8 protein-coding genes are annotated in these 15,191 nt (G+C 57.9%); 4 read left to right on the top strand and 4 right to left on the bottom strand.

The features are described from left to right. Positions 1–91: 91 nt before the first annotated feature. The 4 genes from C7G61_RS31680 (at position 92) to C7G61_RS31665 (ending at position 11,735) form a co-directional block, all read left to right on the top strand. A complete protein-coding gene (locus tag C7G61_RS31680; RefSeq protein WP_108521326.1) occupies positions 92–2,578 on the top strand; it encodes an ATP-binding protein in 2,487 nt (828 codons plus the stop codon). A 186-nt stretch (positions 2,579–2,764) separates the two neighbouring features. After that, entirely contained in the window at positions 2,765–5,431 is a 2,667-nt protein-coding gene (locus C7G61_RS31675; protein WP_108521324.1) for a hypothetical protein, read from the top strand. A gap of 8 nt (positions 5,432–5,439) precedes the next feature. Further along, the gene (locus tag C7G61_RS31670; protein WP_108521322.1) at positions 5,440–6,966 is read left to right on the top strand and encodes a YaaC family protein; all 1,527 of its coding nucleotides are present in this window, start codon (positions 5,440–5,442) and stop codon (positions 6,964–6,966) included. 152 nt (positions 6,967–7,118) lie between these two features. Then, the gene (locus C7G61_RS31665) at positions 7,119–11,735 is read left to right on the top strand and encodes a hypothetical protein (RefSeq protein ID WP_108521320.1); all 4,617 of its coding nucleotides are present in this window, start codon (positions 7,119–7,121) and stop codon (positions 11,733–11,735) included. Between the two features lie 599 nt (positions 11,736–12,334). Here C7G61_RS31665 and C7G61_RS31655 read toward each other — a convergent pair. The 4 genes from C7G61_RS31655 to C7G61_RS31640 all read right to left on the bottom strand — a co-directional run bounded on the left by C7G61_RS31655 (position 12,335) and on the right by C7G61_RS31640 (position 15,055). Beyond that, the gene (locus C7G61_RS31655; RefSeq protein WP_108521315.1) at positions 12,335–12,952 is read right to left on the bottom strand and encodes a hypothetical protein; all 618 of its coding nucleotides are present in this window, start codon (positions 12,950–12,952) and stop codon (positions 12,335–12,337) included. Positions 12,953–12,985: 33 nt separating this feature from the next. After that, positions 12,986–14,395: an AlbA family DNA-binding domain-containing protein gene (locus C7G61_RS31650; RefSeq protein WP_108521313.1), complete on the bottom strand. Its 1,410-nt coding sequence runs from the start codon at positions 14,393–14,395 to the stop codon at positions 12,986–12,988. A gap of 147 nt (positions 14,396–14,542) precedes the next feature. Then, positions 14,543–14,803: a hypothetical protein gene (locus C7G61_RS31645; RefSeq protein ID WP_108521311.1), complete on the bottom strand. Its 261-nt coding sequence runs from the start codon at positions 14,801–14,803 to the stop codon at positions 14,543–14,545. 12 nt (positions 14,804–14,815) lie between these two features. Next, entirely contained in the window at positions 14,816–15,055 is a 240-nt protein-coding gene (locus C7G61_RS31640) for a hypothetical protein (RefSeq protein ID WP_108521309.1), read from the bottom strand. Between the last annotated feature and the right edge of the window lie 136 nt (positions 15,056–15,191).

Raw genomic sequence — 15,191 nt, 5'->3', positions numbered from 1 at the left:
CGTTCAATCGATAATTTGAGAGCTTGCTCATCCCTCAGCCCATTGCAGATGTTCTTGGAATGTTCTGGACGCTAGCCCCACGGATCTGACGATGAAGAAGGCCGCCCCGAAGAAAAAAGCGCCCGTTCAGCTCACTGCCGGAACCGGCTTCCGCAATGAGAACTGCATCGGCGCGCGCTTTCTTCTCGATCTCTTGGCGGGGACCAACACGCTCGGCGTGGATTTCGGCAAAATCGATCGCTTGCAATGGCAGGGACGCGACCTGGGCTGGCTTGCAGACGATCTTGTCGTTGAGTGCACAGCTTCCACAGGCAAGCGCTCCGCCGGCATTTCGATAAAAAGCGACCGGCAAGTTACGAGCTCGGGCTTCCCTCCTGATTTCGTTGGCATCGCATGGGCGCAATGGTTCGGCGTCAAGACGGAGCGTGTCCTTCGCGGCACCGACGACGCTGTCGCCCTTATGGTCGGAAGTCTTGCGCATGACGTTGAAGACGCCTGGTCGAATCTGCTCAGCGACGCCTTGCGCACAACGCCCGAGCGCATGACGGCCCGACTTGCCGAACCCGTAGCTGATGAGGGATCGCAGTCTTCCGCCCTTCAGCGCGCACTGTTCGCGAGCCTGGATTGCCCGGACGAGCTTCGAAACGAAGGAGACACCAGTGACAGCGCCACGATGCAGCTTCTTCGCCGCATACGGTTGATGCGCTTCGACTTCGAGGCAACGCCATCCCGCGATCATGATCACGCGCTCCGCGACTGCCAGAACATTCTGCGGTCCGGCGACACTGACGAGGCGACGAGTCTGTGGTCCCGCCTTGTTGCCATTGCCGATGCCAACAGGGCGGGCGGGTCGATCGATCTGGCCAGCTTGCTTGTTGAGCTGCGCGACCAATTCGATCTGCGTGATCATCCCGACTATCGGTACGATTGGGAAGTCCTGGACCGGTCAAGCCGCGAACTCATGGCTGACATCCGCGGCGAGATTTCTGGCCTGGCGCCGTTACCACGCAGCGAGGCCCGTGCCAAAGTGCTCGATTGTCTTAATCGGGACCGGGCATGCTTTCTCGTCGGAGAATCCGGAAGCGGGAAGTCTGCTTTGGCCAAGCAGATCGGCGAGGCGGATTATGATCGGTGCCTCTGGTTCGCCGAGTCTGCGGTAGACCATGATACGGAATCGGCGTTCGAGCGCGAAATCGGCCTCACTCATCCGCTTGGTGAAATTCTGGCCGCTTCGCCGGCGCCGTGCCTGATTGTCTTCGATAGCATCGAACGCTACTCACCGCGTGCGCGACGCCTCGTGCATCGCTGGATGGCGGCGCTCCTTGCCGAAGATGGTCTGAAGCATGTCCATCTTCTGGTGACGGGCCAGATCGAGCCGGCACCAAAACTCATCCGAAGCTTCATCGAGGCCGGCCTGCCGGCAGCACTGCATAGCGCGACGTCTCTTGATCCGCCGTCGGAGGACGAAGTTCAGGGACTCGTCGCGCCGATCGCGGAACTGCAATGGGCGTCATTGCGTCCCGAGCTTCGTCCCTTGTTGACGAACCTGAAGATCCTCGACTGGCTGGTCGCGGCGGCGCGCAGCGGGAAGGCAATAAATCCGGCCTCGATCATCGGCGTCAGCTATCTCGTGGATACGCTGTGGGAGCGCTGGATCGAGGGCGATACGGATCAGCTCAGCCGCTCGCATCTCCTGATGCGGCTCGGGACCCTCGAAGGCGACTCGCTTCTCGTCAGTGTGCCGCGCATGCAGCTGAGCCAAAGCGAGCAAGCTGCGCTCGGGAGCCTGACTGCGTCCGATCTTGTCCGTATCCGCGACCAGCGCGTGCGCTTCACGCACGACATGCTCGGCGATTGGGCGCGGCTGAATGTACTGATCGGCGAACCGGGCCTTTCTGCGCCATCCGTTCGCGCGCGCGCCAAGCTTCCGCGCTGGCACCGCCCCATACGCCTCTTTGGGCAGAGGCTTCTCGAACAGGCCGAAGACGGCCCGGAACGCTGGCGACAAGCGGTCGAGGGTCTGGAAGATGGCACCGAGGAAGGCGCAATCATCCGCGATCAGCTCATTGAAGCGCTGTTCCTTGCCACGAACGCGGTTCCGCTGCTGCAACGCAGTTGGGATGCCTTGGCGGCAAATGGCGGTCGCCTTCTTAGACTGATGCTTGAGCGTTTCATGTTTGCCGCCACGTTGCCCGATCCGAGGATCGGCGCGCTGCTGTCCTCGACGGAGGAGAAGGGCGAGTGGGAACATCTCTTCCGACTGCCGTATTGGCCCTATTGGGGTCCGATGCTGACCGTGCTCCACGCTCATCGCGAAGAAGTCGCGCGGCTTGTTCCGCATGCTGCCGCCAAGCTTTGTGCACTTTGGCTGAAGTCGGTCCCGGTGGAATTCGGCGACGGACAGCCGATGCCTTGGCGGAAGGACGCGGCCGAGCTCGCTCTTGCCATCGGTCGGGAAGTCCAGGCGCTTAATGCCGAGGGGAACTATTATTCTGATGGCCATGACAAGACGGTGTACGAGGCCGTCTTGTCCGCCGCGCCCGAAATGCCGGACGAGGTTGCGCAGCTTTGCCTTTAGCTTGCGCAAAGGCGCGATCTCGACCCCGCTATCGTCGCACGGGTCGAACAGGCGCATGAACGGCAGCGGGAACAACGGCGCCAATTTCTCGAGGCGAATCCGGAAAGACGGCAGAGGTCGTCGTTTCCTCCGGCTTGGCCGCACGGCGAACTGCGTGATCCTTGGCCCGACGGCCCGCGCGATGGCGTGCAGAATGCATTTCAGGAGGCATGTCTCGACACCGGGGCCTTTCCGGCGCTCGTGCGCGCAAGACCGGACGCCGCGCTTGAGGTCTTGTTGGCTGTCTGCATCGAGCCGCCGAAACATGAGGATCTTGGCCGCAGCTCGATGCCCGAGACCGGCCTCGATCACTGGAATGGCGGCGATCCTCCCTTGTATTGTCGCGGTCCCTTCCTTCAGTTTCTCAAGGATGCCCCCGATCAGGGACTGTCTTTTGCGCTGCTGCTTGTCAATTTCGCGACCCGGCGATTTTGTGAAGGCCACGGGCTCACGGTTCACATCGGAAACGAAGCCCGCCTCTGGTACGGCAATTGGTACGTCTTTCGCTGGCATCATGATTGGCCGGTCACATTTGGCTCGACAATTCATTGCGTGCTGATGGCGGTGGAGCGATGGTTCTACGAGAAGATCGAGCGCGGCGAGGATATCGCCCCATGGATCAACCGCATCCTGAAGGAGAGCGAGTCGCTTGCCTTCGCCGGCCTTCTCTTGGATGTCGGGAAATACCGCCCGGCGCTGTTCGCCGGGGTCCTAAAGCCGCTTCTCCAGAACTGGCTATTTCTCAATTGGGACAGCGAAATTTCCAACCTGCGCAGATCAGGAAGTTCCGGTGCCATGGGTCTCTGGGCATACCAGCCCGGGGTCATGATTGAGCTTGGACGCGCGTGGTATCGGATGCCCCATCGCAAAGACCTGTTGCTCTACATCGGCGGTGGCATCGTCGAAACGTTGGTCGCTGACGAAGCAGAACGGCCCTTTCTCGCCCAATTGCGATCGGGATGGGTTACCGACCTCAACGGCGAGGAGATGCCGGAAGCCCTCCGTCTGCTGAGCGAACGCCTAAATCCCGACAACTACACCTTCGAGACGCGCGACGGAAAACGGGTATCCGTCAGCTTCGACTGGTCGGAAGCGGTCAAGCAAAAGAACCAAGAAGACCTTCAGCGCATCGCCACGGACCAGACAGTCACAAGCTTTCCCTTCCAATGCCGGCAAGTGCTCGATTCCGATGAGCGCTTTTCTCAGGATCAGCTTCCTCAGTTCTGGGAGTTCGTGCAGGGTATTGAAGACCTCTCGCCGCGGCTTGCCCGCGACGGCGATCCGCTGCGTCAGATCGAGGATTTGCTCTGCGGCGCCATCGCCGTGCTCGTCGTCAAACATGATGACTGGCTCGCGGCCGATCCGGAACGCATGGCTTGGTGTCGCCGCAAACTAGAATCCGTGGTCAGCCATCCGCCTGCGCCGCTTCGGTTCGATTCTGCTGGCGCCAACGGTGACGAGAAATGGGATTCTTTCGCGGGCGAGGCCGGAGTTGCTCTTCTCGCGCGTGAGCGCAACGACCCCTTGGCCCGCCGCCTCGTTGCGGCCGGCGTTCTCTCTTTCCATTACAACACGACGAGCCGGACTCTGATCCGCGCTGCTCAACGCCGGGAACAGTTCGGCGAAGACTTCGACCGCATGCTTGGCATGGCGATGCGGTGGGCTGCCCAGCGCCCTGCTCACAACATTGCGCAGAGGGTCAGGACCGACACCGACGTCGAGGAGGATCACACCGGCAAAGAGCCGCTGATCGAGCAATTTGTCGATCGGCGGTTGCCGACAGAGCTTCCAGATATTCTCGCATTGAGCGCGCAGGCCGAGGAAGAAATCGAAGCCATGCGCGCGCGCCAATTCCCCGAATTGGAGCGCATGCGTCGCCGCGAGAGGGGCACGCGCCGCCCCGGCAGTGAAGTCGAAACCCTTCATCGCGGGCGGTTGAGCCTCGACACCCGTCTTCTTTCGGCAGCGTTCGCCTGGCTGGACCTCGCGTTGGCGCGGCCAGACGAGAGGGCCAAGTGGCTCGGGCTCGTTCGGACCTTTCTCGATATCACGCTCGGTCTGATTCCCGTGATCACCGACCCGCGGCGGCAGCAGACCGAGGATCATCCAGACGAGTTTGATGCCTGGGTCTATGGCCTCGTGGCCGGCACAATTCCATGTATGACAACCGCCGAAGATCACCGGACGCTATGGCAACCGATTCTCGATCGCGGCCCGCCAGCGCATCAATGGATCGAACGGTTCTTCTGGGAGTGGTTCACCGTCGGTGTGCGAGCTGCACAAACGCCCGAGCGCTTCACCGCAATCTGGAGCGCGATGATCGAGCATGCGCTGCAAAGCCCGGCATTGGATCCTGCGACAGGTCGATCCTATGATCTCGATGACGCCGTTTTCTGGCTCATGGGCCTGGGCACGAAGATCAACAAGATCGGCGAGAAGCCGGAATTCGCGGCCGCCATTTCCGGAATGGAAGGTCTTTTCGCGAGGGTTGCCGAGCGCTGGTTCAAGAAGTCGAAACTGGTTTCCGGCTTTCTCTATTGGGTCACGCAGCCCGCGGCCGCCGGTCTCCTTGTCCCCGCAATCAGGTGGCTCGCGCCGGTCTTCCCGAGCTTCGATTCTTATGATTGGCGGGATGGCCTCGAAGGCAACCTGATTTCATTCCTTTGGGCATGCTGGGAGCACAAGCGCGAGCAGATTTCGGTCGATCCCGATCTGGAGCGGGATTTTCGCGCATTGCTGGCAACTGTCGTTTCCCGGGGGAGCCACGCCGCTATCGCTCTTCGGGATCATGTCGTCGGTTCCGCGGCCGCTTGAGCATCGCAATGCAGGCCGCCGATCATGGACAAAAAGTGCGCATGGACATCCTCCGCAGAGACGCCGAACGGAAAATTTTTGAAAAACTCCGTACCCATAATTGGTCGGAGAAGATCGAACGCGAATTCCCGGACGGCCTCATCATTTCAGCCGAACGCGGCGGCCATCGTCACACCATCGCGTTGATTTACAGCTCCGCCACCGACAACAATATTTACAAGTCTCTCGCTGCCGAGGTTGAGCACATCTTCTTTAATGGCCAACCTTACCTTGTCGAACAGTTCACGCAAGGCGTTATCAAGCCCGTCGGTTCGGTCGATGATTTCCATGAAGTGCTGTTGGAATGGAATAGAGTGAGTGCCGATGGAAAGTTTGTGCCCGACGGCCAGGAGATGCCGCCCGTAGCCGACCCGACGATCCTCAGGTCGCGGTTGCTACTTTCCGACGAGCCGATCGCGGCAATCTGGTTGCGGCTGCGCCAGCTTCAAAGCGTCACGCTCGCGCGTAAGATGATCGAGGCTCGCGCGGCAGCCGAACATGTAGCGCTGGACGCCGATAACATACAGTCGAAGGCTCAGGGCGTGGCCTACGCGTTGCGCAACGCATCTGACTACTTTCAAGCCAGGGATGGGCAACCCTTCAGCCAGCGGGTGCTCAATCTCTACTATGGCAGTCTCTCTTTTGCTTTTGCGGAAATGCTCGCCGCGCCACGTGGCGCGAAGGCGCTTTCGGACATCGAGCACAGCACTAAGGCCGGTCACGGACTCTATACCGTCGATGGAGTATCCGACGGATTGGAGCAAATCGTTGTCGGTGTCTTGCCTGCCGGATTTTTCCCGGCTTGGGCGAAAACGATGGGCACGCAGATCACGCAATTCCCCGACAGCAAGCCGCGCCGCTATAGTCAGCTCGCCTCGGCGCCAGAGCATAGTTGGCTCACGATCGAATCTCTGTTTGCTTCGATCCCGGAGCTGTCCGACCTGTTTTCCAATATATTTACGGCCAAGCCACGCTGGATCATGCCGGTCTACGATCAAACGGCAAATCAAGGCATGTCTTTGTTCGGCGATCAGAAACCTGTGACCCGCAGTTATGTCCTTCTGGTCGATGACATGGGGCGCGTGACCAAAGAGGACATTGCGTTGTTTCCTGGGCCGATCAGCGAAATCGGCGAGGTGCCTTCTGAAGGCGCCGGCCGTCATTTTCGGGTTGCCGTTGAACATCCGCCCGGACAATTCTGGTGGGAGAGCCTTCGCATCCACCATAGTCCGTTTCAGCGAGACGCCCTAATTCTTCCCATCTTCGGCGTGGTCAACGAGTACCGGGCGATGTCGGTTGTCCTGCTCTATGCGCTCTCGATCATCGTGCGTTATCGCCCAAGTATCTGGCGTCGTGTGCAGGAGGGAGACCTCGACCATATGCGCGTGATCATCGAGGCCTTTCTCGCGGTAGCCGAACGCGTATTGCCGGAACAGTTCTTGGCGACCGTCACTGGCCAACGGATCGTGGCCAAACATCCGGGCTCGTTCTTTTGAGACGAACAAGGACTTCTAACCAAGAAAACGAACTGATACAAACAGAAATGATCGTTCCCTCACTGGTTGTGTTGACTTACCTGTCTTGAGAGGTCCGTTTAACTCAGATAGACCCTCACGGGTGAGCCCGCGATGCGGATCAGAATGAATTCATGGACGCAGCGACCGTAGCTCACCTAGCCGCTCTTAAAGAGAGCCTGCAAACTCTCGACGATTCTGGAGCCGACGGCTTCGAGGGTTTGCTTGCCGCCGTGCTGTCGGAAGTTTGCGGGCAGCCATTTCGGCTGGCTTCCAGTGGCTCTCAACGCGGGCGCGATGGGGATTCTGCGTTTGATGAGGGAGCGACATACTTCGAGGCTAAATTGTATGACGGCCCTGTCCCGCGCAACACCGTCTCAAACAAGATCCTGGAGCTATCCGTGGATGACAAGGGACAGGTCGATACCTGGATTCTTTGCGCCACCGCTCCAGTAAGCACACAGCACGTCGAAATGTATCGGCAAGCCTTGGCTAAAGTCGGGATCGGTTGCCTGATCCTGGATTGGCAGGATCAGACTCTGCCTCAACTCGCCGCACTGCTTGCAATGGCTCCGGCAAGAACGGAGCGATTCCTTAAAGACAACAGCAAAGATAAACCCAAGGTGGCAGCTGTGCGGCTGGATCTCGATGCCATTGCTGCCGACACCGAATTTACCGGTCAATCCTCTAAACTAGCTCAGATGGTTCGGGAACCTGCGCTGGGCCTGGGACTGGTTAAGGATGCGAATAGGCGGTCCTTGACCCAATCATTCTCTGATAGGAAACGAGCGCGTCTATTCTTTGGACAGCCGCTTGCTCCTCTCGATCCTACAGGTCTGCCGTGGTTCGAACGTGCGGCACTCGTAGGCAGCCTTACGGGAGCATTCGCGGGAACGCCTGATGAAGCGATTTTCGTTGTGTTGGGCGAAGAGGGCACAGGAAAATCATGGCTGGTAGCAAAAGCCTGGCTTGCCAGCACCCCGACGCCTCTCCTTGCCGTGTTTACGGCAGACGAACTTGAGATGCCCTTGGCGATGCACGATGCCGAAGGGGTCCTTATTGCCAAGCTCGCTGAGCAATCCGAGGGGACGCTAACCGAAGCTGCGAAAACGCGCTGGCAAAGGCGGTTCAAGGGCTGGCGGGCCAATCCGGGCCCGGACAATGTCCGGCTTGTTGTGTGGGTAGATGGACTCAATCAAGCCCAGGAGTTTCCATGGCCGCGATGGATGGATGGCATTGCGCAGCTACTGTCCGCAATCGGTGGACGCCTGATTGTTACAACGAACGAGAGACACTTCGCACAAAGGCTCCGGTCGGTAGCGATGTCCGACCTTCGCAGAATTATTGTCAAAGAGTGGACCGAGGACGAGCTCAAATCAATTCTCGCCGGCAGAGGAATTGTTTCAGATAGGCTCAGCGCTGACGTTTTTAATTCACTGCGAAATCCCCGAATTCTCGGCATTGCCATGGAGCTTCTGGATGGCAAGGAAATTGAGGGATTTGAAGAACTGACTGTCGGACGACTGCTGTTTGAGCACGTGCGGCGTTGTGAGCGTGATGGAACCACCGACGTTCCTGCAGACGCTTTTCGAAAGGCCCTCCAAACTCACGCCGACACGATAATCGGGAGACTGTCGAGCCAACAGCATGACGATCTCATGATTTTCGACGCTGATCTCGATCGCCGGCTCAAAGCTGTCTCCAACAGCCGATTCTTCGAAGGCGTTGCTGGAGATCCGGATCGTTATACAATTAAGGACGACGGTCTCCCCTTGGCGCTCGGGCTATGGCTCGTAGACGCACTTCGGAAGGAGGAACGAAATCAACGCGATCCCGCGGCTAGGCTTGCGGATATCATCGAGCCCATCCTAGCCCTCGCCAAAACTTCGGAAGTGATTCTTTCTGCGCTGCAAGTCGCCTGCCTTGCAAGCGATTGCCCTGTTTCCGTCGGGGCCGCGCTTGCCCAGTATTATATCGGCCTGCAGAATATTCCTGAAAGCGAGTGGCCCGCGTTTGAGGCTCTCGTGAAAGCTTCACCCAAACTGTTCTTGGAGGCAGCCAAGAACTCCGCATTATCGGGCGCCCATCTGACGCACATGCGCTGGCTTACCGTTGCTTTACTCGCAGCGCGCAGTAATCCGAACGGTCTAGCTGCTACGTCAAAGGAAGCTATTGCATGGTTGAGCTGCTATTCGCTCGCGCCAGAGCGCCGCATGTTCACCCATCCAGGTCATGATCCAGTCGAAAAGATCGAGGCCGAACGTTTAAAACGAAAAAATGAAATAAACAGCAAGGTCGCGGCTCTTTCCCCCGACGAACGCAAGTTCATGGAAACCCGTCTTAAGAAAACCGATGGAAAGGGTCTTTCCCGGCTGCATTTACTCGCTTTGGAACTTCTTTCAGGAACAGCATTGGCTGGAGCAAGCGACGCTCTGGTCGATTGGGCATTTGGAAATGCCCTGAATTCCGGCACCGATTCCCCAGATAAGCAATTCGAGCACCTTGTGCATCTTAACGCGGTGGACTGGCTCGATACTAGGGCAGCTCTTCTTCACGCGAGCGCTACTCTTGCGGCCGCGAACGCGTCACCGACCGGCGAGTGGGCTTTGGTCAGAGTGTTAAGGGCCACAGGGCATTCAGACGACGCAGCCAGAGCAAACGAGATAGCCGAACGTCTAACTAAGGATCGCCCAAAGTTCGGCGGAATGAGTCGTACGGAATCATACAGTGACACTGATCCGTGTGATCCGGAATCAGGTGTCCCATCCAATATAGAAGCTACGGCAAACGCTTATCAGAAACTTGATGTGACCACCCTTCGTCAAGGCAGAGGCGCTACACCACAGGACATGCTATTTGCGGATGCGCAGCCCGCTCTAGCTCGATTTAAACCCGATGCGGCAATTGCGGTTCAACGCGCGTTCGCTCGTGATGTGATCACCCGGGACGGATTGCCCAAACGTCAGGGTATATTGGCCCTTGCTCCAGATAGCGCAATTCTTGATTCAGAATTAGTTGATCGGCTTATTGAATTTGCAACGCGCGCACCAGCTTCCGAGCTAGACCCGGAATCTGATAAACAGGATGCTTGGTTGTCTACTCAGTACGCTCTTTTTACAGGCATGCCTCATAAGAGTGGGAATGAACAGCTGGCGATCCTGGCCGATCTTCAGGGCCGTACCCTCCTGGTATCGACACTCGAAAAAGTAAGCCCTGCCGATGAGAGTGCTGTTGAAGCGCAGCTGAACCGGGCAATGCAGTCGGGCGACGCCGACATGCAGATGCGGGTTCTGAGCTTTATTCTCTACAGCAAGTCGCCGCTGTCGAAGCGCTCACGCGAGCATGTATCGCAGCTTCTTGCATCGCCGGACAAAGTGGTCCGGTCGCAGGCCGTAGGGATCGCGGCTTATGTTCGCGATCCCGACATTCTTCGAAAATTCGTCGAGACTGGTTGGGACGCGAGAAATTTTGACCTTAAGGCTGATCACTATTTGATCTGGTATGGGTCGTCTGCGCTGTTGCGTGCGGCAGCAATGGGCATCCTCGATCCGGCGGAAGCCGTTGATCGGATCGCCGTGGGTTTCTACGGTTTTGCGTTATCCGAATTGCCCGGCGCTGGCGCTACGGCAGCGGCAACTCGGATCGATGCGGCCCTAAAGAGGGCGGCAAACATCACTGAAATCCCTGAATTTCCTCTGATAGAGCAGCCGGTTGTGGCTCATTCCGATCAAAGCCCCCCATTGCTCTCCCTGGTAGATGAACCGCAGCCTCGGGACATCAGTAAGATGTTTGATCGGTTGAACGAAACGGAAGAGGGTTATCTTGCTCGGCAAAGGCGGGCGTGGCAGGCGTACGACCGATTTAGTTCGGAGCTAACGGCTGCCGACGCCCGCATTGTTCTAGACGATTTCTCATGGGGAGGCTTCGATGCACTTGTCGCTCAGGATATCGATCTTGCAAGATCCTGGGCAACCTTGCTGGAAGGATTGCCGAGCAGGACCTTTCGGTCGCTTCATTTTTTTGCTTTAGGAATGGCTAAAGCCCTGGCTAAAAGTGATGTCGCGATTGCGGTCGCATTGTTCAAACGGATCGCCGAAGAACCAGCTTTTGTAAATCGCGTCGTAGGGGTTTCAAGAATCCCCGCCGAGTCAGTTGCAGTCTGGTCAAACGCCGACGTGCCTGAGATCAAACTGATATGTTTTGAGCGCCTTGACCATGCGGCGAACGATAGCGACCTAGCTGTCGAAGTATTGGCAGCCTTCTCTGCAGGGATGTCGAACACAATCGCCGAATATGTAGATAAAAAACTGGCAATCGGCGAGCCGTCTGAGATCGCGCGCGCGATCATGGTGTCTGGATATTCGGACTCTAACGCGCATGCCACGGGTGTCTTGGAGCAGTTCGCGAACACTAGCGGGTTCGTTAGGCACGCCTATGAAGCTGCGCACTATGCATACGAACGAAATGTTTGGGCCAAACAATGGTTTGAAAAGATGAAAACGGCACAAAGCGCCGAAGAGTTTTGGCGTTACGGAGTGCTGTTCACTAAAGTGGTTGATGGCCGCTACGCCATCTGGGAATCGAATTTGTCCGTGTCTAGCGGCGCCTTTGATAGATTTTTTGTTACTATCGAGAACCGCATGAATAACCGGATCAAGAAGTGGAACAACAACCGGCAGAAGAAGTTTTTTGGCCAGGCGGTGCCTGATCCAGTATTTCTTCTACCACCTGTTACAAGAGTGGTGAACTGACACCAAGCGCCATGGTACTTTGCTGCAGACTTCATTTTGAATCGGCCGCCCAGCGGTGCGGATCTTTCAGAAGCGGCATTCTTGATTGACGCCTTCGGCATTCCGTTTTGGGAGACCGATGATGCGATACGGATTGAAACGGAGTTCCTGGAATGGAGGAAGGATATGCTTGGCCGGCTCTGATAGCCGCTTGATCGCTGCAGAGCCAGGGGCTTGCCGGAGATCTCAATAACACTGGCCTGACGGTTCTCGTTACGCTCGCCAGCGGGCGATCAGCTTTGCTGACGGGCGATGTGGACTACGCACACCTAACGCACGCAAAGGCGAAAAGGTGGATCACCTCGTCGGCACCCATCACCGCGCGCGCTTTGAGGCGCGCGCAGCGTCGGTGCCGGCGCCGACAAGCGGGCATGGAAAGCTTGTGCTCTCCTACGGATACCGCAATGTCTATCGTCATCCCCACGTCGAAGCCTTGCGCAAGCATGCGACTGCCGGCTGGAAGACGTGGATAACCACTGCCGGAAGAAAGGGTGTTGCAGGGCGAGGCGATCGGATTATGAAATGAGCTGAGAAGCCAAAGCCCTCGTCCGCCGCGATATTCAGTATTTGTCGTCGTTCATCAGCGCCGTAAGATGTCGCAATTCGCTGGCTAGGTTCTGCGCGCGGGACGCATTGGTCTTTAGGGCAGCGACACCCGCGATTTTCGCAGGGTCGGCGCAAGCCGCTTTTGCAGAGACGGCCACCTGGCAAAGCGTCCATGCGCTGTCGATGGCCATATCGAGCAGGTTTCTGTCGACGTGGGCATCGTGGCTTGGTCGTTTTCGAACTTCGCCATGCCAACCCGGGTTTCGAATGAAGGTCGGCATGTTGGACGAGGGGAGCATCGTGCCGTGCACGACCGCATGCCGGTAGTCCATCAAATCGAGCGCGGCGAGGGAGGCTATCTGAAGGGTTTGTTGCGCGGGTACTGAGAACTGCGACCAGGGTTTGCCCAGCTCCTTGATCCAGTCACTGACCGACGTCTTGTCGGTCCACGGACGCGTGCCTGCGACATTATCGCCGCGTAACGCCCAAATCGCGGTTTCGAGATTGGATTCGAATTGGCCCCACACCAAAGCTAGAACGCCGATCCGTTGCAACACGTCGTCGGGAAAGCCCCAGTTGGCAACGCGCTTAAGAATCGCTTGCGACCGCTCGGTGTGCTTTGGTAATTTCATAGGAAATGCGTCTAGCCTTATCCAGTGGGTTCGTTACGTGTCGAACAGCCGCATGCCCGCGACTTGAAGTTTTGCGAATTCACGCTCCACCAGTTCGGGTGTGAGCCACGTAATAGGTTCGAACCAGCCGGCATTGGCGAATAGGTCGAAAACCGGTAGCGCGACCCGGCGAAACGCCATGAAATAATCGTCGCGTAAATCAGGCCAAGACAACGTCATCGTCTTCGCAAAACGGTCGTCGGTGAGTTTCACAGGACTCACGAAATTCGTCTCATCCCACATCAGTGTGCGCCCGGCGAGACCTCGCCAGTCCATGCGCACCACGATCTGATGAACACCCGGAATCTCCTGGCCGAGCAGCCGCGCGTGAGCCAGCAGCGAATGTAGCTTCACGAAGATCTGCAACGGCGTGAGGTGAGGCAGAACGCCGTGACGCACAGTCACATAATCTTCGTGATATGACTCGATCGTTACGGCCAGCCCGCATCCGTAAATCCGCCAGTAGTCGAAGGCGCCTGTCAAAAGGCCGGTGTTCTCTAGGCGCATGCCCTCAAGATAACTGTATTCTTTGCCGAGCAGGGTTCCGATCCGGGTCTGTGGCGCACGTTCTGGAACGGTCAGCGGGAGGAAGGATGCCCATCCGGTGTAGGCGTATTGATGCATCGCGACCGATACGCGTTCATTGACATTGCGAACGTTCTCGATCTCGATAGGCTCGCCGCCCGCGTCCAAGAGGATGTAGCCGAGCGTGGCGAACTGCCGTCCTGCTGCGCGAATACGGGTTTCCTCCGCCGGCGCGAGCGCGGCGAGAGCTTCCGTCTGCGTTGTGAAGTCCTGCGCGATTGCATCGACTGCGTCACGAAGCATATCGCGACTCTGAGTGCTCGGCTGGGACGGTTTGGCGATCGACTGGCGCAGGATCTTACCAAGGAGATCGGATCGGTGCGACAGGCAGCGTTCGAGCAGTGTGTTCCAGTCATCCGCATGCTTGATTTGTACGCTTTCCGGGCCGGCCGCCCGGATGTAAATCTCGCCTTGCCGGATTCCGATAGGACGACCCTTATCGTCCTGTGGTCCGTCGGCTGCGGCGATCACCGGTCGCGCGCCGTGAGACGGTACGATGACCACGGGGTAGGGTACGCCTCCATGCTCAGCGTGATCGACTCGGATCTGAATACGCGGTTCGAGGTAGCGCTTTACAATTGCCGATATCGCGTCTTGGTTGAACAGCTCGGCGTCGAGTTCCGTCGCTCCCTGAGGTTGGCGGGTTTTGTCGTCCACCCCGAAAATGAGGTATCCGCCGCCATGATTGGCCAGAGCTGCGATGTGGCGCGCCAGCTTGGCCCTTACCTCGGCCTGCGAGGTGTCCATCCAAGCTTTATACTCAACGCCAAGGTCCTCGCTTCGTCCGGCAACAAGCTCTGACAGATCTGATTCGGGCATGCGCCGGCCTTCTTTAAGAACGCGGAGCCGGCGGGTCCGGCAGACTGGCCCAGATTATCACCTTCCAAACGCGTGCGGACGCGAATGTTCGAGATTGAGACTGGCCTCCGCGAGAGCCGTGGTGAAGCGGCCGCCAGCAGGGGCGACCTAGTTGGGCCGCTGGTTGATCAACAGATTGCCGACCGTCTCTTTGACAAAGGCGCGGACTTTCTCTTCTCGAGCGGCGGCCATAGGGGACAAGGGCATGGTGTCCGCCAGCTCAAGCAACTTACTCCTCATAGCCGAGCGATATTCGTCCGGATCGTCCGCCATCGTCGCGATAATCTCAAACATCGTTTTCAGCATCAATTGCGTGGATACGTTGCTGGCAATGTAGCGCGCTGTTGCTATTTCTTCGTCTTCCGCCATCGTCTGCTCTCTTTACAACGTGCTGAGATTGTCAGGCACTTCACCGAACTTCTTGATGATCTTTGCATCGCCGGTCGCGGGATCTCCAGTTCGGCTGAAGGCCACAGCTCCCACCTGGCCCGGCTTGCGCGACAAAGCTTCCGCGTGCATGACCACTGCCACCGGATTTAAGCACTCGGTTGGTTCGCCAGCCGCAATGCCATCGTCGGCAACGACGAAGGGCAGCGCCACGAAGTAGGTTACTTCCGCCATGGTTCGCTCCTAGGAGCCTGTCCGAGTAATCGGATTTTTCTCGACGAAGAACAAGCGTCGTGATTCAAACGGTGGATGAGCAAGACATTTCGTCCTTGGGACGTTGATCAGGTTTGGCTGCTGCCGCCATCGATCC

The sequence above is a fragment of the Bradyrhizobium algeriense genome, from assembly GCF_003062295.1.
Classification (GTDB): Bacteria; Pseudomonadota; Alphaproteobacteria; order Rhizobiales; family Xanthobacteraceae; genus Bradyrhizobium; species Bradyrhizobium algeriense.
Note: the sequence above shows the minus strand (reverse complement) of the source record. Positions and strands in the feature narration are given on the sequence as shown.